The 19,752-nt window shown below is 69.6% G+C and carries 16 protein-coding genes; 7 read left to right on the top strand and 9 right to left on the bottom strand.

The genetic code is table 11. The features are described from left to right. Positions 1-6: 6 nt before the first annotated feature. Positions 7-4,689 carry an Lhr family helicase gene (locus tag ACZ3IC_RS22610; RefSeq protein WP_467418532.1) on the bottom strand — a complete coding sequence of 1,561 codons (4,683 nt, stop codon included), beginning with the start codon at positions 4,687-4,689 and terminating at the stop codon, positions 7-9. Here ACZ3IC_RS22610 and ACZ3IC_RS22605 point away from each other — a divergent pair. After that, on the top strand, positions 4,688-4,846 hold the full coding sequence (locus tag ACZ3IC_RS22605) for a hypothetical protein (RefSeq protein ID WP_467418530.1): 159 nt from the start codon (positions 4,688-4,690) through the stop codon (positions 4,844-4,846). The genes ACZ3IC_RS22610 and ACZ3IC_RS22605 overlap by 2 nt on opposite strands. Positions 4,847-5,028: 182 nt before the next feature. On the opposite strand, the gene ACZ3IC_RS22600 is transcribed toward ACZ3IC_RS22605, so the two are convergent. Further along, entirely contained in the window at positions 5,029-5,946 is a 918-nt protein-coding gene (locus ACZ3IC_RS22600; protein WP_467418528.1) for a hypothetical protein, read from the bottom strand. 79 nt (positions 5,947-6,025) lie between these two features. On the opposite strand from ACZ3IC_RS22600, the gene ACZ3IC_RS22595 reads away from it, so the two are divergent. The 4 genes from ACZ3IC_RS22595 to recX all read left to right on the top strand — a co-directional run bounded on the left by ACZ3IC_RS22595 (position 6,026) and on the right by recX (position 9,758). Beyond that, complete coding sequence (locus tag ACZ3IC_RS22595; RefSeq protein WP_467418526.1) at positions 6,026-6,220, top strand: DUF3046 domain-containing protein; 195 nt, start codon at positions 6,026-6,028, stop codon at positions 6,218-6,220. Positions 6,221-6,391: 171 nt separating this feature from the next. Beyond that, positions 6,392-7,564 carry an AI-2E family transporter gene (locus ACZ3IC_RS22590; RefSeq protein ID WP_467418575.1) on the top strand — a complete coding sequence of 391 codons (1,173 nt, stop codon included), beginning with the start codon at positions 6,392-6,394 and terminating at the stop codon, positions 7,562-7,564. 328 nt (positions 7,565-7,892) lie between these two features. Then, positions 7,893-9,014, top strand: coding sequence for a recombinase RecA (recA, locus tag ACZ3IC_RS22585; protein ID WP_467418524.1), 1,122 nt, complete (start codon positions 7,893-7,895; stop codon positions 9,012-9,014). Positions 9,015-9,017: 3 nt separating this feature from the next. Then, entirely contained in the window at positions 9,018-9,758 is a 741-nt protein-coding gene (recX, locus tag ACZ3IC_RS22580; RefSeq protein ID WP_467418523.1) for a recombination regulator RecX, read from the top strand. A gap of 214 nt (positions 9,759-9,972) precedes the next feature. On the opposite strand, the gene ACZ3IC_RS22575 is transcribed toward recX, so the two are convergent. The 6 genes from ACZ3IC_RS22575 to ACZ3IC_RS22550 all read right to left on the bottom strand — a co-directional run bounded on the left by ACZ3IC_RS22575 (position 9,973) and on the right by ACZ3IC_RS22550 (position 16,140). Further along, positions 9,973-10,611 carry a DUF6197 family protein gene (locus ACZ3IC_RS22575; protein ID WP_467418522.1) on the bottom strand — a complete coding sequence of 213 codons (639 nt, stop codon included), beginning with the start codon at positions 10,609-10,611 and terminating at the stop codon, positions 9,973-9,975. A 387-nt stretch (positions 10,612-10,998) separates the two neighbouring features. Then, complete coding sequence (locus tag ACZ3IC_RS22570) at positions 10,999-12,612, bottom strand: FAD-dependent monooxygenase (RefSeq protein ID WP_467418520.1); 1,614 nt, start codon at positions 12,610-12,612, stop codon at positions 10,999-11,001. A gap of 199 nt (positions 12,613-12,811) precedes the next feature. Continuing rightward, positions 12,812-13,711 carry an amino acid ABC transporter permease gene (locus ACZ3IC_RS22565; RefSeq protein ID WP_467418518.1) on the bottom strand — a complete coding sequence of 300 codons (900 nt, stop codon included), beginning with the start codon at positions 13,709-13,711 and terminating at the stop codon, positions 12,812-12,814. Further along, complete coding sequence (locus ACZ3IC_RS22560) at positions 13,708-14,373, bottom strand: amino acid ABC transporter permease (RefSeq protein WP_467418517.1); 666 nt, start codon at positions 14,371-14,373, stop codon at positions 13,708-13,710. The genes ACZ3IC_RS22565 and ACZ3IC_RS22560 overlap by 4 nt, the downstream gene beginning before the upstream one ends. A gap of 75 nt (positions 14,374-14,448) precedes the next feature. Further along, positions 14,449-15,285, bottom strand: a complete 837-nt coding sequence (locus ACZ3IC_RS22555; protein ID WP_467418515.1) for a glutamate ABC transporter substrate-binding protein — start codon at positions 15,283-15,285, stop codon at positions 14,449-14,451. A 69-nt stretch (positions 15,286-15,354) separates the two neighbouring features. After that, a complete protein-coding gene (locus ACZ3IC_RS22550; protein ID WP_467418514.1) occupies positions 15,355-16,140 on the bottom strand; it encodes an amino acid ABC transporter ATP-binding protein in 786 nt (261 codons plus the stop codon). Positions 16,141-16,494: 354 nt separating this feature from the next. Here ACZ3IC_RS22550 and ACZ3IC_RS22545 point away from each other — a divergent pair, with 354 nt between their 5' ends. Further along, the gene (locus ACZ3IC_RS22545) at positions 16,495-17,187 is read left to right on the top strand and encodes a response regulator transcription factor (protein ID WP_467418512.1); all 693 of its coding nucleotides are present in this window, start codon (positions 16,495-16,497) and stop codon (positions 17,185-17,187) included. 15 nt (positions 17,188-17,202) lie between these two features. Beyond that, positions 17,203-18,597 (top strand): sensor histidine kinase, encoded by a 1,395-nt coding sequence (locus ACZ3IC_RS22540; RefSeq protein ID WP_467418511.1) that lies wholly within the window; start codon positions 17,203-17,205, stop codon positions 18,595-18,597. A 28-nt stretch (positions 18,598-18,625) separates the two neighbouring features. Here the strand turns inward: ACZ3IC_RS22540 and ACZ3IC_RS22535 are convergent, their stop codons facing one another. Continuing rightward, positions 18,626-19,624 (bottom strand): TAXI family TRAP transporter solute-binding subunit, encoded by a 999-nt coding sequence (locus tag ACZ3IC_RS22535; protein ID WP_467418509.1) that lies wholly within the window; start codon positions 19,622-19,624, stop codon positions 18,626-18,628. Positions 19,625-19,752: the final 128 nt, after the last annotated feature.

Below are 19,752 nucleotides of genomic sequence, written 5' to 3'. Positions count from 1 at the left end.
GGTGTTTCAGGCGCGCAGGCGGAGGCCCCTCGGGGTTGCCAGGAATCCAGCCGCCTCCAGCGTGCGGCCGAGCGGGGAGGTCAGGGATGAGGCGCCGTTGGTGCGTTCCACCGTGACCGTGCCGAGCGCCCCGGCGCGGGCGGCCGCCGCCAGTGCTCCGGCTGCCGCGAGGAGTGCCGGGTCCTCCGGGTCGGTGGGCCAGGCCAGCAGCGTCTTGCCGCCGCGCTCCATGTACATCGCAAGTTCGCCGTCGACCAGCACCACCAGGGCGCCCGCCTTGCGGCCCGGTTTGTGCCCGGCGCCGTCCGGCGGCTCGGGCCAGGGCAGGGCCGCGCCATAGGCATTGGCCGGGTCCGCAGCGGCGAGGACCAGGGCGTGCGGCGCGACGCCCGGCCCCGTACGGTCGCTGGCGGTGGATATGGCGCGCAGCCGGTCGACCGCGCCGTCCATCGCGAACTGCGCCGCTCCCAGACCCTCGACGACATAGCCGCGCCGGGCCTGCCCGTTGTCCTCGAAGGCGGAGAGGACGCGGTACGTCGCGGAGAAGCCGCCCTCGACGCCTTCGGCCTGGACCGCGCCGCGCGTCACCACCCCGTGGCGGTCGAGGAGCGTGCGGGCCAGGGCGTGCGCACGATGCGTGGGGTCGGGTTCGGTGGCGGGCAGCAGGGACCAGCGGCCCGACACGGTGGGCGGGCCGGTGCGGGACGCGGGCCGTGCGGCGGCGGTGAGCGAGCCGTATCGTCCGCGCGGGACACTCCGTTTGGCGCGATGGGCGGTCGATCCCGCCGTGCGACCGGAGCCGAGGAGCGAACGCAATGGGGCGAGCGTGTCATTGGTAAGCCGGCCCGACCAGGCCAGGTCCCATATGGCATCGGCCAGCTGTGGATCGGTGCAGTCCGGGTGCGTGGTGGCGTGGACCTGGTCGGCGATCTGCCGGAAGAACAGTCCGTACCCACCGGTCAAGGCTGTGAGGACGGATTCGTGCAACGCGCTGAGCTCAAGCGGGTGCGGGGGCGGGAGGAGCAGGGGCGCGCTGTCGGCGAGGTAGAGGGACAGCCAGCCGTCCTTGCCGGGAAGGGCACCCGCACCGGCCCAGAGGACCTCGCCGGTGGTCGTCAGCTCGTCGAGCAACGCGGAGGTGTAGCCCCTGACCCGGCCCGGCAGGATCAGTTTCTCCAGGGCCGACGCCGGGACGGGTGCACCCTGCAACTGCTCGATGGCGCGGGCCAGTCCGTCGATGCCGCGCAGGCTGTTGTTGCCCAGGTGCTGCCACTGCGGAAGGAAGCCGGCGAGGGCGGCCGGTGAAACCGGCTCCAGCTCATGACGGAGGGCGGCGAGCGAGCGACGGCGCAGTCGGCGCAGCACGGTGGCGTCGCACCACTCCTGGCCGATGCCGGCGGGGTGGAACTCGCCCTGGACGATCCGGCCGCTTGCGGCGAGTCGTTGGAGTGCACCGTCCGTGACAGCGGTGCCGAGGCCGAAGCGGGTGGCGGCCTCGGTGGAGGTGAACGGGCCGTGCGTACGGGCGTATCGGGCGAGGAGATCGCCGAGGGGGTCCTTCATAGGTTCGGTGAACGCCTCGGGGACGCCGACCGGGAGGGCGGTGCCCAGTGCGTCGCGCAGCCGTCCCGCGTCCTCGATCGCGGCCCAGTGGTCCGCTCCGCCGATCCGGACCCGGATGGCCCGGCGGGCGGCGGACAGCTCCGGGGCCCAGGGTGGTTGGGCGCCGCGCTCGGCCAACTCCGCGTCGGTGAGCGGGCCGAGGACCCGAAGGAGATCGGCGACGCCTTCGGTGTCCTTGATCCGACGGTCCTCGGTCAGCCACTGGAGCTCTTGCTCCAGCTCGGTCAGGACATCGGCATCGAGCAGCTCGCGCAGCTCTGCCTGGCCGAGGAGCTCGGCCAGGAGGTGGGAGTCGAGGGAGAGGGCGGCGGCCCGCCGTTCGGCGAGGGGCGAGTCGCCCTCGTACAGGAACTGGGCGACATAGCCGAACAGGAGCGAGCGGGCGAAGGGTGAGGGCTCCGGGGTGGTCACCTCGACCAGTCGGATACGGCGCGCTTCGAGGTCCCCCATGAGTTCCGTGAGCCCCGGGACGTCGAAGACATCCTGGAGGCATTCGCGGACCGCTTCCAGAACGATCGGGAAGGAGCCGAACTCGGAAGCGACCTGGAGGAGTTGTGCGGCGCGCTGGCGCTGCTGCCAGAGCGGGGTGCGCTTGCCGGGGCTGCGCCGTGGCAGCAGCAGGGCGCGCGCCGCGCACTCGCGGAACCGGGAGGCGAACAGGGCCGAACCGCCCACCTGGTCGGTGACGATCTGACCGATCTCGCCCTGGTCGAAGGTCACATCCGCAGCGCCGACGGGCGGTTGTCCGCTGTCGTACGAGGGGCCCGGCAGCAGTGCCGGGTCCTGGGCGGGGTCCTGCGCCGGATCGAAGTCCAGCAGGTCCAGTCCCATCAGATCGGCATCGGGCAGCCGCAGCACTATGCCGTCGTCGGCATGCATCACCTGGGCATCCATGCCGTACCGCTCGGCGAGGCGGGCGTTCAGCGCCAGCGCCCACGGGGCATGCACCTGCGCGCCGAACGGGGAGTGGACGACGACCCGCCAGTCACCCAGCTCGTCGCGGAAACGCTCGACGAGGATGGTCCGGTCGTCCGGCACATGACCGCAGGCGCGGCGCTGTTCGTCGATGTACGACAGGGTGTTGTCGGCGGCCCAGGTGTCGAGACCGGCGGCGAGCAGACGCTGTCGGGCATCCTCCGGCGGCAGTCCGCCGATCTCGCGGAGAAACGCGCCCAGCGCGCGCCCAAGCTCCAGCGGACGGCCCAGCTGGTCGCCCTTCCAGAACGGCAACCGGCCGGGAACCCCGGGGGCGGGCGAGACCAGGACCCGGTCGCGGGTGATGTCCTCGATCCGCCAGGACGTGGTGCCCAGCGTGAAGACGTCGCCGACCCGGGACTCGTACACCATCTCCTCGTCCAGCTCACCGACGCGGCCGCCGCCCTTCTTGGGGTCGGCACCGGCGAGGAAGACCCCGAAGAGCCCGCGGTCGGGGATGGTCCCTCCGGAGGTGACGGCGAGCCGCTGGGCGCCTGGGCGCCCCGCGACCGTACCGGCCACCCGGTCCCAGACCACACGCGGGCGCAGCTCGGCGAAGGCGTCGGACGGATAGCGGCCGGCGAGCATGTCCAGCACGGCGGTGAACGCCGACTCGGGCAGGGAGGCGAAGGGGGCGGCGCGACGGGTCACGGCCAGCAGATCGTCCACCTGCCAGCTGTCCAGGGCGACCATCGCGACGAGCTGCTGGGCCAGTACATCGAGGGGGTTGGACGGGATCCGGAGCGCCTCGATGGAGCCCTCGCGCATCCGCTCAGTAACTACGGCCGCCTGCACCAGATCGCCCCGGTACTTCGGGAAGACCACGCCGGTGGAGACCGCACCGACCTGGTGCCCGGCCCGGCCGACCCGTTGCAGTCCGGAGGCAACCGACGGCGGCGACTCCACCTGGACCACCAGATCGACCGCCCCCATGTCGATGCCCAGCTCCAGACTGGAGGTGGCGACCACGGCCGGCAACCGGCCCGCCTTGAGGTCCTCCTCGACCTGGGTGCGCTGTTCCTTGGAGACCGAACCGTGGTGGGCACGGGCCAGCAGTGCGGGGACGCCCTTCGCCGCGCCCGACTGGGCCATGATCTCGGCCGGGGAGTGTGCCTCCGGCAGGGTCGGCGCGGGGCCGTGCTCATCCAGCACGGTGCCGGTGGCCCGCTCGTACGCGATCTCGTTGAGCCGATTGCACAGCCGCTCCGCCAGGCGGCGGGAATTGGCGAAGACGATGGTGGAGCGATGATCCTGGACGAGATCGACGATGCGTTCCTCGACATGGGGCCAGATCGACGGCTTGTTCGCCTGGCCCGCCTGATCGGTGTCGGCGGTGGGGGAGCCGCCGAGCTCGCCCAGATCCTCGACCGGCACGACCACCGACAGGTCGAACTGTTTGGTTGACGGGGGCTGGACGATCTCCACCTTCCGCCGGGGTGAGAGGAAGCGTGCCACCTCGTCGACGGGGCGGACCGTCGCCGACAGGCCGATGCGCCGTGCCGGGCGCGGCAGCAGCTCGTCGAGCCGCTCCAGCGATACGGCCAGATGGGCGCCCCGCTTCGTACCCGCAACGGCATGCACTTCGTCGAGAATCACTGTCTCGATGCCGGACAGCGCCTCCCGGGTCGATGAGGTCAGCATCAGGAAAAGCGATTCGGGCGTGGTGATCAGGATGTCCGGCGGCCGGGTCGCCATCGAGCGGCGCTCGGAGGGCGGGGTGTCGCCGGAGCGGATTCCCACCCGGACCTCGGGCTCCGGCAGCCCCAGACGCACCGACTCCTGGCGGATGCCGGTCAGCGGGGAGCGGAGATTGCGCTCGACATCGACCGCGAGGGCCTTGAGGGGCGACACGTACAGCACACGGCAGCGCTTCTTCGCCTCGGCGGGCGGCGGGACGGACGCCAGCCCGTCCAGCGCTGCGAGAAACGCGGCCAGGGTCTTGCCGGAGCCGGTCGGCGCGACGACCAGCACGTCCGAACCCTCGCGGATCGCGCGCCAGGCGCCTTCCTGCGCGGCGGTGGGCGCGCTGAAGGAACCCGCGAACCAGCCGCGGGTCGCGGGGGAGAACGAGTCGAGCGCAGAGTCGGCCATGTCCCCCATCGTGCACCCCGCCACTGACAACGGCCGTGACGGCCATCGGGACCCCGTTCGGGATCCGTCGTCGCCACGCGGCGCCGCGTCGGCCCTCGCGGCCCTGCTGCTGCGCGACACCGCCGCAGGGGCCGACGGCGTGTCCGCAGCCGGCTGACGGATCCGGACGGCACATGCGCGGCTATACGACTCGGGCGCACGGGGCAGGGGCCCGGGCACACCGCACATGGCGCACGGGCGCACTACGCATCGGGCACGGAGCATGGGCGCACTACGCATCGGGCACGGGACACGGGGCCGGACTACGGACGCGGTGATCGCAGGGCAGCCCGCCCGGTCTCAGTCGTCGAGGCTGCGTCCATGGGCCCGCAGCGTCAGGAGCGCCTTGAGCGTCACGATGGGCCGTCCCTCCAGAGCCGTCCCCGGCGCCCACTGCCGCCAGTTCACCGGCCAGCCGCCGTCCGCCTGCTGCTCGGCTGCGAGATGGTCGAGCGAGCGGGCCAGTTCCTCGTCGGTGAACCAGCGGCGGGCGAGCGACTCCGGTGTACGGGCGTAGTCGTACGGGAAGTGCTGCTCGCCCGGTGCGTATCCGGCTGCTACCGGGTACTCCGCGCGCCGCTCCGGATCCAGCACGGCGAGCCGCTGTTCCCGCACCAGCCGCCCGAGCCGGTCGGCCGCCGCCTCGGCACGTGCCCGGTCCGGAGCACCGTCCAGAAAGGCGAGCGCCGCCTCGATCTCGTACGGATGCGACCGGTCCAGAGCGTCGACCGCCGCCCAGCAGAAGTCGGTGGCCCGGAACAGCCAGGCGTGCCACACCGCATTGCGGTGCAGGAGCCCGACGACGGGTCCGGTCGTCAACAGCTCCGCGGGCGGGTCGTCGACGATCGGGATGAACGGTGCGGCCGGATAACCGCGCTGCGACGGCAGGAGAGCGGGCAGCGCCCCTTCCTTGGTGGACACCTCGGTCAGGAAGCGACAGATCCGCTCCATCCGGAGCCCGCCGCAGCGGCCGATGGAGTCGAGGACGTTGAGTGCGTGCGCAGTGTGCAGCGGTTGACTGACGGGGCCACGCAGATCGGGTTCGAGCGCGTGTCCGTATCCGCCGTCCTCATTCAGATAGGCGGCGAGCGCGGTCTCCACGGCGTCCGCACTTCCTGTCAGGAAGTGATGGGCGAACCGCCGCTGTTCTAGGACACGGGCCGTGAGCCACATGAACTGCTTGGCACGGTTGAGGGGACTTGTTCCGGTTCCAGCCATGGACCGACCGTAGGGCGGTAAGCGCTCTCGACAAGACGTAGCGGCCCGGCTGCACTCTCAGGAGCGGGATACTGAGGTCATGCGGTTGACGATTTTCTGGGAACGGATGGCGGACCACTTCGGCGCTGGATACGCCGATTCCTTTGCGCGCGATCATGTGATGGCCGAGCTCGGAGGGCAGACGGTGCACCAGGCGCTGGCCGCGGGCTGGGACGCCAAGGACGTCTGGCGCGGTGTCTGCACGGCGGTCGACGTCCCCGCCGACAAGCGCTGAGCCCCGGCTTGTCAGCGGCCGGACCTGTGATGTGTCCGGGGTGGGCGGCTGCTTGTCACAGCTGTAGGCGAGACTGGAGCGGTGTCACCGACAGACGAGACAGCCCAGACCCAGACGCCTCTCACCCAGCCCGCCCCGCCGGCCGCGCCGGTCGGCACCGGGTCGGCCCGCATGCCTGCGTGGCTGCCGCGCGCCATGGTGCTCGCCCTGGCGCTGTACGCCTGTTTCCAGCTCGGCAACTGGGCGTTCCACCAGCTCATCGGGCTGCTGATCAATGTGCTGATCGCGTTCTTCCTGGCGCTCGCCATCGAGCCCGCGGTGAGCCGGATGTCGGCGCGCGGCATGCGCCGCGGCCTCGCCACCTTCCTGGTCTTCCTCGTCGTGCTGATAGCCGTGGTCGGTTTCGTCGCGCTGCTCGGCTCGATGCTCGCGGGCCAGATCGTCGACATGGTCGAGGAGTTCCCGAATTATCTGGACTCGGTGATCAACTGGGTCAACCAGAACTTCCACACCGAGCTCTCCCGGGTCGAGGTCCAGGACAGCGTGCTGCACTCCGACTGGCTGCAGAGGTACGTCCAGAACAGCGCGACCGGAGTGCTCGACGTCTCCACCACCGTGCTCGGCGGGCTGTTCCGTCTTCTGACGATCTTCCTGTTCTCGTTCTACTTCGCCGCCGACGGCCCCAGGCTGCGGCGCGCTCTGTGCTCCGTACTGCCGCCCGCCAAGCAGGCCGAGGTCCTGCGGGCCTGGGAGATCGCGGTCGGCAAGACCGGCGGCTACCTCTACTCACGCGGACTGATGGCGCTCATCTCCGGGGCCGCGCACTACATCCTGCTGGTGATCCTCGGTGTTCCGTACGCGCCCGCGCTCGCCATCTGGGTCGGACTGGTCTCCCAGTTCATCCCCACGATCGGTACGTATCTGGCAGGCGCCCTGCCGATGCTGATCGCGTTCACAGTCGACCCCTGGTACGCGCTGTGGGTGCTCGGATTCGTCGTGGTCTACCAGCAGTTCGAGAACTATGCGTTGCAGCCCAAGCTCACGTCCAAGACTGTCGACATCCATCCGGCGGTCGCCTTCGGATCGGTCATCGCGGGCACGGCGTTCATGGGCGCTGTGGGTGCGCTGATCGCGATCCCGGCCGTCGCCACGCTCCAGGCGTTCCTCGGCGCCTATGTGAAGCGGTACGACGTGACGGACGACCTGCGGGTGCACGGCCGTCACCAGCAGCGTGGTGAGCCGGTGCTCGCACGGCTGCGCCGGTCCTGGCGGACCGCCGAGAGCAATGAGGGCCGGGGTGGACAGGACAGCGCCGGGGAGCCGGAAGCTTCGGAACGTGCCTGACTGCCCCGGTGGTGGGGCCTGTCTCAGAGATTGCCCGGCACGTCGGCCCGCCTGCCCGGGGCCTGGACCTCGGTGACATGCCTCCAGGCATCGGGCCGACTGCCGTCGAGGTCGGCCCGATGGGCGGGGCGCCGCCCCGGTGAGCCGGTCCGGCGGGGTGTGCTTGACACCAAAATCGAACATCCATTCTCATTGTATTCCGGCGGGCTTTCCCGGGCCCGACCGTGGAGTTGTCCACAGGCCGGGAGGACGTCGAGGCCCATTGTCAGTGGCAGGGGTTAGCGTCTTTGACGTGAAGCGATCGACTCAAGCAAATCGGGTGGAACCCATGGCAGGAACCGACCGCGAGAAGGCGCTGGACGCCGCACTCGCACAGATTGAACGGCAATTCGGCAAGGGCGCGGTGATGCGCCTCGGTGAGCGGCCCAACGAGCCCGTCGAGGTGATCCCCACCGGGTCGACTGCCCTCGACGTGGCCCTCGGCGTCGGCGGTCTGCCGCGCGGCCGTGTGGTGGAGGTGTACGGACCGGAATCCTCCGGCAAGACGACGCTGACGCTGCACGCGGTGGCAAATGCGCAGAAGCTCGGTGGCTCGGTGGCCTTCATCGACGCGGAGCACGCCCTCGATCCCGAGTACGCGAAGAAGCTCGGCGTCGACATCGACAGCCTCATCCTGTCTCAGCCGGACAACGGCGAGCAGGCCCTCGAAATCGTGGACATGCTGGTCCGCTCCGGCGCCCTCGACCTGATCGTCATCGACTCCGTGGCGGCGCTTGTTCCGCGCGCGGAGATCGAGGGCGAGATGGGCGACTCGCACGTGGGTCTGCAGGCGCGTCTGATGAGTCAGGCACTCCGCAAGATCACCAGCGCGCTCAACCAGTCCAAGACCACCGCGATCTTCATCAACCAGCTTCGCGAGAAGATCGGTGTGATGTTCGGCTCGCCGGAGACCACGACCGGTGGCCGGGCGCTCAAGTTCTATGCCTCGGTACGCCTCGACATCCGCAGGATCGAGACGCTGAAGGACGGCACCGACGCCGTCGGAAACCGCACCCGTGTCAAGGTCGTGAAGAACAAGGTCGCGCCGCCCTTCAAGCAGGCCGAGTTCGACATCCTCTACGGCCAGGGCATCAGCCGCGAGGGCGGTCTGATCGACATGGGCGTGGAACACGGCTTCGTCCGCAAGGCGGGCGCCTGGTACACGTACGAGGGCGACCAGCTCGGCCAGGGCAAGGAAAACGCCCGTAACTTCCTCAAGGACAACCCCGATCTCGCCAATGAGATCGAGAAGAAGATCCTTGAAAAGCTCGGCGTCGGCGTCAAGCCGGATGCTGCCGAGCCCGGTGCGGACGCGGCGGGCGGCGCCTCGGCTCCGGCCGCCAGCGCGAAGTCGGTGCCCGCTCCGGCCGGCAAGGCCAAGTCGGCCAAGACCGCGGCGGTCAAGGGCTAGACCGTGACGCGTCGTACGGAGTGGCCGGTCAGCGCCACCGACCATGGCGCCGGCCCCGTTCCCGAATTCGCCACCGGGCACACGGCCGAGCCCGAGGGCGCGTACGAGCCGGAGGCCGGTCCTGGTTACGGCACCGGCTCGGGCGCCGGATTCGTTGAGGGGGCGGGGCGTCGTGCCCGCTCCCGCTCCAGGAGCAGCGGCTCCCCCTCCTCGTCGAGGGCCGAGAAGGCCGAGAAGGGGGAGTCGCGAGACCCGGTCGAGCAGGCGCGCAACATCTGTCTGCGGCTGCTCACCGGGACCCCGCGCACCCGAAAGCAGCTCGCGGATGCCTTGCGCAAGCGGGAGATCCCGGATGAGGCGGCAGAAGAAGTGCTGTCGCGCTTCGAGGATGTCGGGTTGATCGACGATGCCGCGTTCGCGGACGCCTGGGTGGAGTCCCGGCACCACGGCCGGGGGCTGGCCCGCCGTGCTCTCGTCCGTGAGCTGCGCACCAAGGGTGTGGACTCCGCCGTGATCGACGAGGCCGTCGGGCAGCTCGACTCCGAGCGGGAGGAGGCGACCGCCCGTGAGCTGGTCGCGCGCAAGCTGCGCTCCACTCGAGGCCTGGACCGCGACAAGCGGCTGCGCCGCCTTGCGGGCATGCTCGCCCGCAAGGGGTACGCGGAAGGCATGGCCCTGCGCGTGGTGCGGCAGGCGCTGGAAGAAGAGGGCGAGGACACGGAAGGCCTTGACGAGCCCTTCTGACCGGGCCTGTACCGGGCGGTGGACGCGCAGCCTACCCGAGGCGTGGGCGGGCCCGGGGGCCGGAGCGGGGAAGCGCGCGGCAGAGGGACGCACGGGGAGGGCGCGGCAGAGGGACGCACGGGGAGGGCGGGGGAGACGAGGGCCGGGGAGCGCCAGGAGCATCGCCGACCCATGCGGGAGGCGGATCGCGGGGGGCCGGGGGCGGCCGCGGTGATTACTGCCCTGCGCGGGAGGCGCGGCTGATGGTGGCGTCGATCAGGGCGAGCGCATCCGCGGCGGTGCGGCCGGGGTGCCGATTCCAGGGCCCGATCAGTCCGGTCCAGCCCTGGGAGCGGAGCTCGGCGACGAGCCAGGCGCCGGCCCGGTCCACGGTGTCGAGGGAGCCGTAGCCCAGGTGGTGCGCGGTGAGGAGGGCGCCGCAGATGCACCGTGCGCCGCGGGCGTTGCGCAGCCGGTACGGGGTGTTCTGCCAGCCCCACTCGGTCAGGATCTGCCGTGCGTAGGCGAGATGGATGGAAGGCCGTACTTCGGGCTGTCCGATGCGCCGCCAGGAGTGGAGCCGGTCGGGGAGGATCGCACCCAGGCGTCCGGGGAGGGGCCGTTCGCGCGGTGCGGTCTCCGGCAGGGCACGGACCGAGTCGGCGATGAGCTGGTCGACCGGTACGGACAGCAGGTCGCGCCAATCGGCCGGGTGACTGTCGCGCAGTTGTTGCGCGGTGCCGGGGGAGGAGGGGAGTACGGGTTCGGGGGTGGTGAGGTCCCATCCCGTGACGATCTGCTGCCACGCCTCGGAGTCATGGAGGCGGGCGACCTGACAATCGAGCTGGTCAGGGGTGATGGTGGGGGTCGGCATGGGTGCGAGGTCTCCGTCACGTCGGTCCTTGGCGTTGAGGTGAATGTCCGTCGGGCAGGGGGATTGCTCCACCGGAGCGTGGCGTTCGGGTGTATCGCGTCGGATTCGGAGGACGCGAGCGGCGTGCAGGTTGGTCGGCGCGACCCGGCGTCAGGTCCTAGGGTCTTCCAGCCGTCGGTGGGCAGCCGGGCAGCGCGCGACAACTCCTTGAGGGTGCCCGCCGCGGTGGTGAAGGCGACAGAGCGCATGGCGCGGCAGGAACAGACGATTCAGCAGGACGGGCGACACACGCAGCCCGCATGGCGGACGCGGTTCATATGTACCCTCCGCGAGAGGCGCACATCGGTGTCGGTCACGTTTCGGAGTAGACCATGACATCCACAGCGGTCAATTGATGCCCGCAGTCTGGTCGGAGCGTACGGAGGCGCGCGCCGCGCCGCCGCGCACAGCGTCCGCTGCCGCGAAGAGCTCCCGGGGCCGTACCCCGCCGAACGACGCCACCAGATGACCGTCCGGCCTGATCAGCAGCACAGTGTGGGCCGACGCCCCCGGATAGCTCTCGGCCACCAGCAGCTCGCCCTTCACCGGCAGCGCGTTGACGGCCGCGACGAGGCGGGGCATGACACCCGCTGTCATCCAGTGCCGCCGGTCCCACACCCCGGTACCGGGCGCCACCAGGACCACCAGCAGATGACCCTGCCCCAGCCGCTCGCGCAGCCGCACGGTCGTGCCGTCGGGTGCCGTCACCCGTACATCGGTGACCGGCGCACCGGGGGGCGTACCCACAGATGTGTGCGCCTCGGCGCGTGCGGGCGCAAGGGGCGAATGCGAGTACGAGGGGGGCGCACCGAGGGGGCCGCACCCCAGATGTCCGTCGGTGAGCAGCGAGTCGTGCCCCCGTGCGCTCCCTGGTACCAGGGTCCGCAGACCTCCACCGCCGCGCAGTATCGGCAGCGACTGGTCCGCGGCACGCAGCCGTGCGGCGACCGCGGCCCGGCGCTCCGCCTGGTAGCTGTCGAGCAGTACGTCGGAGGCGCCGTGGTGCCAGGCCTGGGCCAGTTTCCAGGCCAGGTTCTCGGCGTCCCGCAGCCCCTCGTCGAGCCCCTGGGTGCCCAGCGCGCCCAGCAGATGGGCGGCATCCCCGGCCAGGAAGGCCCGGTCGGCCCGCCAGCGCAGGGCTAGCCGGTGGTGCAGCGTGTACACGCCCGTGTCCAGCAGTTCGTACGGCGGTGTCTCGCCGCACCAGCCCGCCAAGGTGTCCCGGACCCGGGTGATCAGGGCGTCCGGGGTGACGAGCTCGCCACGCGGCGGCAGCAGCCAGTCCAGCCGCCAGGCGCCGTCCGGCAGCGGCCGCGCGGTCACCTCGGTGCCGCCGGTGCGCCACGGCGGCAGCCGGTGCAGCACAGCCTGCCCCGGCCAGGGAAGTTCGGTGCGCAGCGCGGCGACGGCATGCCGCTCCACCGCCGTACGCCCGGGGAAACGGATGTCGAGGAGCTTGCGTACGGTGGACCTGGCGCCGTCACAGCCCACCAGGTAACTCCCGTGCCACCAGGTCGAGTTCGGCTTCCTGGTGTGCACAGTGACCCCGGCCGGGTCCTGCTCCAGCGTGTCGATCCGGCTGTACGGAGCCACCTGCACCAGCTCCTGTGCGGCCACCGCGTCCCGCAGCCCGCGCGTCAGGACGTGCTGCGGCAGATGGATGGGGGCCGGCAACGGATCACCTTCCGGGGAGTCCTCGCCGAGAGGCAGCTCACGCATTAGCTGCCTGCGCCGCATGGACCGCCAGCCGGACCACCGGATGCTCTCGTGCCGGAGCGCTTTGCAGCCGAGCCGTTCCACCAGGGCGGCGGTGTCCTCGCGCAGCACCACGGTGCGGGCGGGGCGTGTCTCGTCCTTGCTCGGGTCCTCGTCGAGCAGGACGGAGGGAACGCCTTGCGCTGCCAGGGCGAGCGACAGCGCCAGACCGACGGGCCCAGCGCCGACGACGATCACCGGGTCCACGACGAGGCTCCTCGAACGCGTGTGGGTGAAAGGCGTGAAACGGGCATAGGGGGCGGAGGGGGTGTGGCGGCGGGGGCTCGGTGCGCGATCACAGAACGTATGCAACCTACTGCCGGTGCTTGCGTCAAGCGAACCGGAACGCGGCGAGGGGCGGTGACGGATGCGCCACCGCCCCTCGGGGACGTCCATCGACGAGCCGTCAGGCGGCGCGCCCGTCGTCGACGACGAGCGACGGCGTACCGATGGTCTCGGGTGCGCACCCGGGCGCGGCACCCTTCCCCTTCTTGCTGCGCCGGAGCCACTGCTCCAGCCACCTGGCGAACGACGTGAGTGCGAAGTTCACGACTATGTAGATCAGGGCGACGATCGTGAAGCACGCGATCGTGTTCGCACCGTAGTTCGCGCTCATCGGGCGGACCGACGCCAGCAGTTCGGAGAAGGTCATCATGGCGCCGCCGAGCGCGGTGTCCTTCACGATGACGACGAGTTGGCTGACGATCGCCGGCAGCATGGCCGTCACCGCCTGCGGCAGCAGCACGGACAGCATGATCTGGCTCTTGCGCATGCCGAGCGCCTTGGCCGCCTCCGCCTGGCCCTTCGGCAGGGTCTTGATTCCGGCCCGCACGATCTCGGCGAGGACCGAGAAGTTGTACAGCACCAGTCCGGTCACCACGGCGTACAGCGGACGCACATCGGTATCGATGGTCGTGTACTCCGCGTACACCGCGTTCGCGATGATCATCAGGATCAGTACCGGGATGGCGCGGAAGAGTTCCACGACGATGCCGGCCGGCATCCGTACCCAACGGTGGTCCGAGAGCCTGCCGATACCGAACAGGGCGCCCAGCGGCAGCGCGATGATCAGGGCGAAGAACGCCGCCTTGAGCGTGTTCTGGAGGCCCGGCCAGATGTACGTCTCCCACGGCTGGGGGCTGGTGAAGAAGGGCTTCCACTTGATCCAGTCGAGCTGGTGCTTTTCGGCCAGACCGTCGTACACCCACCACACCACGGTCGCGGCACACAGGACGAACAGCACCGTGTAGAGGATGTTGCGCTGCTTGGCGCGGGGCCCCTGGGCGTCGTAGAGGACGGAACTCATCGCTTCACCGCCACCTTCTTGCTCACCCAGCCGAGGATCAGGCCGGTCGGGAGGGTCAGGACGACGAAGCCGAATGCGAAGACCAGCGAGATCAGAATCAGCTGGGCCTCGGCCTCGATCATGTCCTTCATCAGGTAGGAGGCCTCGACGACACCGATCGCGGAGGCGACCGTGGTGTTCTTCGTCAGCGCGATCAACACGTTGGACAACGGGTTGACCACCGCACGGAACGCCTGAGGAAGGATGATCAGCCGCAGCACCTGCGTGAAGCTCAGCCCGAGTGCGCGCGCCGCCTCGGCCTGGCCGACCGGCACCGTGTTGATGCCGGAGCGCAGCGCCTCGCAGACGAAGGCGGCCGTGTAGGCGACCAGGGCGAGTACGGCCAGCCGGAAGTTGATGTCTTCGATGACATCGGTGCCGAGCGAGATGTTCAGCGTCTGGTCCAGGCCCAGCGACGAGAAGACGATGATCACGGTCAGCGGAATGTTCCGGACCACGTTCACGTACGCGGTGGCGAAGCCGCGCATCAGGGGGACCGGGCTGACCTTCATGCCGGCCAGCAGCGTTCCCCATATGAGGGAGCCGAGGGCGGAGTAGACGGTGAGCTGCACCGTCACCCAGAAGGCCCCCAGCAGGTCGTAACCTTCAAGAAAGTCGAACACGATCTCCCGTGCTTCCGCGTGTAGGAGGGCACGGCGCGCCGCCGTTCACGGACGGCGCGCCCGGTCAGCCCTGCTTCACTTGACGATGTTGCCGATCTTCGGGGCGGGCTCGTTCTTGTAGTTCGCCGGGCCGAAGTTGTCCTTCACGGCCTTGTCCCAGGAACCGTCCGAGACCATCTTGGTGAGTGCGGCGTCGACCTTCTTCTTGAGATCGGCGTCGCCCTTCTTCAGACCGATGCCGTAGTTCTCGTTGGTCATCTTGAAGCCGGCCAGCTTGAACTTGCCCTGGAAGTTCTGCTGCGAGGCGTAGCCCGCCAGGATGCTGTCATCGGTGGTAAGCGCGTCGATGGCCTCGTTCTCCAGACCGGTCAGGCACTCCGAGTAGCCGCCGTACGTCTGGAGCTGCGCCTTCGGCGCCAGCTTGTCCTTGACGTTCTTCGCCGAGGTCGAGCCGGCGACCGAACACAGCTTCTTGTTGTTCAGGTCGGCCGGCGACTTGATCGAGTCGTCGTCGGCGCGGACCAGGATGTCCTGGTGCGCCAGCAGGTACGGACCGGCGAAGTCGACCTTCTGCAGGCGCTCGTCGTTGATCGAGTAGGAGGCGGCGATGAACTTCACGTCACCGCGCTCGATCGCCGTCTCACGGTCCTGGCTCTTGGTCTCCTTGAAGACGATGTCCTTGGCGTCGTAGCCGAGTTCCTTGGCGACGTACGTGGCGACGTCGATGTCGAAGCCGGTGTACTTGCCGTCGGGGGTCTTCAGGCCGATGCCCGGCTGGTCGATCTTGATGCCGATCGTGATCTTCTTGCCGTCGCCCGAGCCGCCGTCCTCCTTGTCGGAACCACAGGCGGTGGCGGTGAGGGCGAGAGCGAGCACGGCGGCCGAGGCGGCGGTGACCTTACGAAGCTGCATGGTGGTTTTCCCTAGAGTTGACGCGATGTGAGTGATCAGCCGGTCCGAGAACCGGTGGTGCAGGCTCCATCAGTGGTGAAGGATCTTCGACAGGAAGTCCTTGGCCCGGTCACTGCGCGGGTTGCTGAAGAACTGCTCGGGCGTGGCTTCTTCGACGATCTTCCCGTCGGCCATGAAGACGACGCGGTTCGCGGCCGAGCGCGCGAAGCCCATTTCATGGGTGACGACGACCATCGTCATGCCGTCCCGGGCGAGCTGCTGCATGACCTCCAGCACCTCGTTGATCATCTCCGGGTCGAGCGCGGAGGTCGGCTCGTCGAAGAGGATCACCTTGGGGTCCATCGCCAACGCCCGTGCGATCGCCACACGTTGCTGCTGGCCGCCGGAGAGCTGGGCGGGGTACTTGTCGGCCTGCGTCGCCACGCCCACCCGGTCCAGCAGCGAACGGGCCTTGTTCTCGGCGGCCTTCTTGTCCGTCCTGCGGACCTTGATCTGGCCCAGCATCACGTTCTCGAGCACCGTCTTGTGTGCGAAGAGATTGAACGACTGGAAGACCATGCCGACATCGGCACGCAGCCTGGCCAACTCCCTGCCCTCCTGGGGCAGCGGCTTGCCGTCGATCGATATGGCGCCCGAGTCGATCGTCTCCAAGCGGTTGATCGTGCGGCACAGCGTGGACTTCCCGGACCCGGAGGGCCCGATGACGACCACGACCTCGCCACGGGCGATGGTCAGGTCGATGTCCTGGAGCACATGCAGCGCGCCGAAGTGCTTGTTGACGTTGCTCAGTACGACAAGGTCGTTCGCCGCAGGTGCGGCGTCCTCGGCGCCCTTGGTCACTGAAACTCCGCTCATCGGCTTCTTGCTCCGTCCTCCTCGGTTGGGAAGGACCCTAGTGACGCAGTGCGACCAGCGTCATTACATCTGAGCGGAAATTGAGCATAACGATCCGGCGGCAACCGGACACTCCGCGTGAAGGGGACGGCGGGCGGGGCTCCCGGGGCGTACCGGGTGGATAACAGATGTCTCGATGCAATGGGCGGGCTCTTGACTGACGTACTGGTCATCGGAGTGGATGCCCTGGTACGCCATGACGTGAAACACCTCGGTACGGGGAAATGACGAGAGGCGTACGAAGAAATCGCACCGACACGCACCGGCGCCGCACCGGCGGAAGACCGGCACGCCGCACCTTCGGAAAGGGGGGCCATGAGACTGCTGCTCGTCGAGGACGACAACCATGTCGCCGCCGCCCTCTCCGCGATCCTCACCAGGCACGGCTTCCAGGTCGTGCACGCGCGCAGCGGCGAGGAGGCACTGCAGGCGCTGCTGCCCGCGGACAAGGAGCGCTTCGGCGTCGTGCTCCTCGACCTCGGCCTGCCCGACCAGGACGGCTACGAGGTGTGCGGGAAGATCCGCAAGCGCACTTCCACCCCGGTGATCATGGTGACCGCGCGCGCCGACGTCCGCTCCCGTATCCACGGCCTCAACCTCGGGGCCGACGACTACGTGGTCAAGCCCTACGACACCGGTGAGCTCCTCGCCCGTATCCACGCGGTCAGTCGACGCAAATCGGCCGGCGAGGAAACCGTGCCCACACCCGTCGCCGCTCTGCGCCTCGGGCACGTCCACATCGAGCTGCCGACCCGCCGGGTCAGCGTCGATGGATCAGAAGTCCAGCTCACTCGCAAGGAGTTCGACCTGCTCGCGCTGCTCGCCCAGCGCCCCGGAGTGGTCTTCCGCCGGGAGCAGATCATCAGCGAGGTGTGGCGCACGAGCTGGGAGGGAACGGGGCGCACGCTCGAAGTGCACGTCGCGTCCCTGCGTTCCAAACTGCGGCTGCCGGCACTGATCGAGACGGTGCGCGGGGTCGGCTACCGCCTCGTCGCCCCGTCCGCGTAGAGGCGTACGTCCCAGGTGCGCACCCGGCTGCTTCCCCTACTCATCATTCTCATGGCGAGCGTCCTGCTCGCCCTCGGCTTCCCGCTGGCCGTCAGCGTGGCAGCCGCCCAACAGCAACGCGTCGTCATCGATCGCATCGACGACGCGGCACGCTTCGCCGCGCTCGCCCAGTTCATCGCCGAACGGACCCCCGGTTACGACGAACGGCGCCGCACCCTGCGCAGCGAACTCGACACCTACGCATCGGTGTACGGCATCCGCGCCGGTGTCTTCTACCGCGACGACAGCGCCATGGCGAAGGCCCCGGCCACCTGGCAGCTGCCGATCGAGGGGGAGGGGAGAGAGGCCTTCAAGGAGGCGCTCCTGGGGCGTCGCAGCCACGATCCGCCGCAGGTCTGGCCCTGGCAGCGCGGCAGGGTCGTCGTCGCCTCACCCGTGGTACGGGACGGCGATGTCGTCGCCGTCGTGGTCATCGACTCGCCCACCTCCGAAATGCGCGCACGCACACTGCGCGGCTGGTTGCTCATCGCAGCCGGCGAAGCAGTCGCGATGCTGGTGGCGGTCGGCGCCGCGATCCGGCTCACCGGCTGGGTACTGCTGCCCGTACGGACCCTGGACGCGGCCACCCACGACATCGCCAGCGGCCGGATGAGATCCCGGGTCGCGGCCTCCGGAGGGCCGCCGGAACTGAGGCGCCTGGCCCGCTCGTTCAACGAGATGGCCGACAACGTCGAGGACGTGCTGGAGCAGCAGCGCGCCTTCGTCGCCGACGCCTCGCACCAGTTGCGCAACCCTCTCGCCGCGCTGCTGCTGCGGATCGAGCTCCTCGCGCTCGAACTCCCCGAGGGCAACGAGGAGATCGCCTCCGTGCGCACGGAGGGCAAGCGCCTGGGGCAGGTCCTGGACGACCTGCTCGGCTTGGCGCTGGCCGAGCACACCGCGGCCGATCTGCAGCTCACAGACATCGGCGCGCTCACTGCGGAGCGCGTCGCTTCCTGGCGGCCGGTCGCCGAGGAGAAAGGAGTACGGCTCAGGGCGGACGGCTCATCCGCCGTGACCGCCTGGGCGGACCCCATCGCGCTGTCGAGCGCCCTCGACGCCGTCATCGACAACGCCCTGAAATTCACCCCTGCCGACGAAGAGGTCCTCGTCACGGTCGCCTCCGGCCGCGATGATGTCTCGGTGGTCGTCGCCGACCGCGGACCGGGCCTCACCGCACAGGAGATGGAACGTGTAGGCGACCGCTTCTGGCGCAGCGCCCGGCATCAGAATGTGCAGGGTTCCGGCCTCGGGCTCTCCATTTCCCAGGCGCTCCTGTCCGCGGGCGGCGGCTCCCTCAGTTATGCCGCCCATGAGCCGCACGGGCTGCAAGTGACGGTGTCGGTGCCACGCAACGGCCCGCAGGGCTGAGCCGGGACGGGGGTGGTCCGCGCCGGGATCAGGGCTTGACCGAGCGGTAGTAGCGCTTGGCCCCTTCGTGCAGTGGCAGCGGATCGGTGTAGATCGCCGTACGCAGATCCACCAGCTGGGCCGCGTGCACCTCGCGCCCGATCCGATCCCGGCTGTCGATCACCGTCCGGGTGAACGCCTCGGTCATCGCCGGATCCGTACGGTCCGTGGTCACCAGCACATTGGCGACCGCCACCGTCGGCACCGACTGCCCCTGCTGCGCGTTGCGGTAGGCGTCGGCGGGCATCACGGCCGACCGGTAGTAGCGGGCGGACCCGCCCGCGGCCTGAAGCTCCTTGATCAGCGGGGCCTCCAGCGGCACCAGCCGGATCGCGAACCGGTCCGACAACTCCTGCACGGCGGAGGTTGGCAGCCCGCCGGACCAGAAGAAGGCATCGAGCAGGCCGCTCTCCAATCGCTTCGGCATGGTGTCGATACCGTCGGGAAGCGGCGTCACGTCCTTTGCCGGATCGAGACCGGCAGCCGTCATCAGCCGGTCGGCGACCAGCCGTACGCCCGAACCCTGCTGCCCCACCCCGACGCGCTTGCCGCGCAGGTCCGAGACCTTCCGCACCTTCGAGTCCCGGGGTACGACCAGCTGGATGTAGTCGTCGTACAGCCGCACACAGCCCCGCAGCCGGTCGGCGCCCGGCTTGCCGCTGCGCAGATAAGTGGCGAGGGCGTCGGCGGTGGCGATGGTGAAATCGGCCTTCCCGGTCGCCACCCGCGCGATGTTCTGCTGCGAGCCCTCACTGGTCTGCAGCCGTATCGAAACCTCGGGCAGATCCCTGGCCAGGTCCCCCTTGAGCCGCTCGCCGTAGCGCTGGTAGACCCCGCTGCGTACGCCGGTGCTGAAGGTCAGCGTGCCGCTCGGCGCCGGTTCCCCGAGCGGGAGCAGCCACCACAGCAGCAGCCCGAGAACGACGACGAGGGCTGCGCACGCCTGAAGGGTGCGACGCCGGCCGATACGGGACAGTGCCTGGAGCATGGCGGCGATCCTGCCAGCCCGTCCCGGCGATGACCAGGGCAGGTCTCCGGCGGCCCGGAGCCGCACTTCCCGCACCCCTGCACAGGCGCTGCGACGCCGGCCGGTGAGGCATTCATCATCATGGCTTG

The sequence above is a fragment of the Streptomyces sp. NPDC002958 genome (assembly GCF_055563255.1).
This window is presented reverse-complemented; position numbering and strand designations above follow the sequence as displayed.

Coding starts and splice junctions, on each gene's coding strand:
- ACZ3IC_RS22565 (WP_467418518.1), bottom strand. CDS start 13,711: ATGAGTTCCGTCCTCTACGACGCCCAGGGGCCCCGCGCCAAGCAGCGC.
- ACZ3IC_RS22590 (WP_467418575.1), top strand. CDS start 6,392: ATGCCTGCGTGGCTGCCGCGCGCCATGGTGCTCGCCCTGGCGCTGTAC.
- ACZ3IC_RS22545 (WP_467418512.1), top strand. CDS start 16,495: ATGAGACTGCTGCTCGTCGAGGACGACAACCATGTCGCCGCCGCCCTC.
- ACZ3IC_RS22595 (WP_467418526.1), top strand. CDS start 6,026: ATGCGGTTGACGATTTTCTGGGAACGGATGGCGGACCACTTCGGCGCT.
- ACZ3IC_RS22575 (WP_467418522.1), bottom strand. CDS start 10,611: ATGCCGACCCCCACCATCACCCCTGACCAGCTCGATTGTCAGGTCGCC.
- ACZ3IC_RS22535 (WP_467418509.1), bottom strand. CDS start 19,624: ATGCTCCAGGCACTGTCCCGTATCGGCCGGCGTCGCACCCTTCAGGCG.
- ACZ3IC_RS22605 (WP_467418530.1), top strand. CDS start 4,688: ATGTCCCCCATCGTGCACCCCGCCACTGACAACGGCCGTGACGGCCAT.
- ACZ3IC_RS22555 (WP_467418515.1), bottom strand. CDS start 15,285: ATGCAGCTTCGTAAGGTCACCGCCGCCTCGGCCGCCGTGCTCGCTCTC.
- recA (WP_467418524.1), top strand. CDS start 7,893: ATGGCAGGAACCGACCGCGAGAAGGCGCTGGACGCCGCACTCGCACAG.
- ACZ3IC_RS22550 (WP_467418514.1), bottom strand. CDS start 16,140: ATGAGCGGAGTTTCAGTGACCAAGGGCGCCGAGGACGCCGCACCTGCG.
- ACZ3IC_RS22610 (WP_467418532.1), bottom strand. CDS start 4,689: ATGGCCGACTCTGCGCTCGACTCGTTCTCCCCCGCGACCCGCGGCTGG.
- ACZ3IC_RS22600 (WP_467418528.1), bottom strand. CDS start 5,946: ATGGCTGGAACCGGAACAAGTCCCCTCAACCGTGCCAAGCAGTTCATG.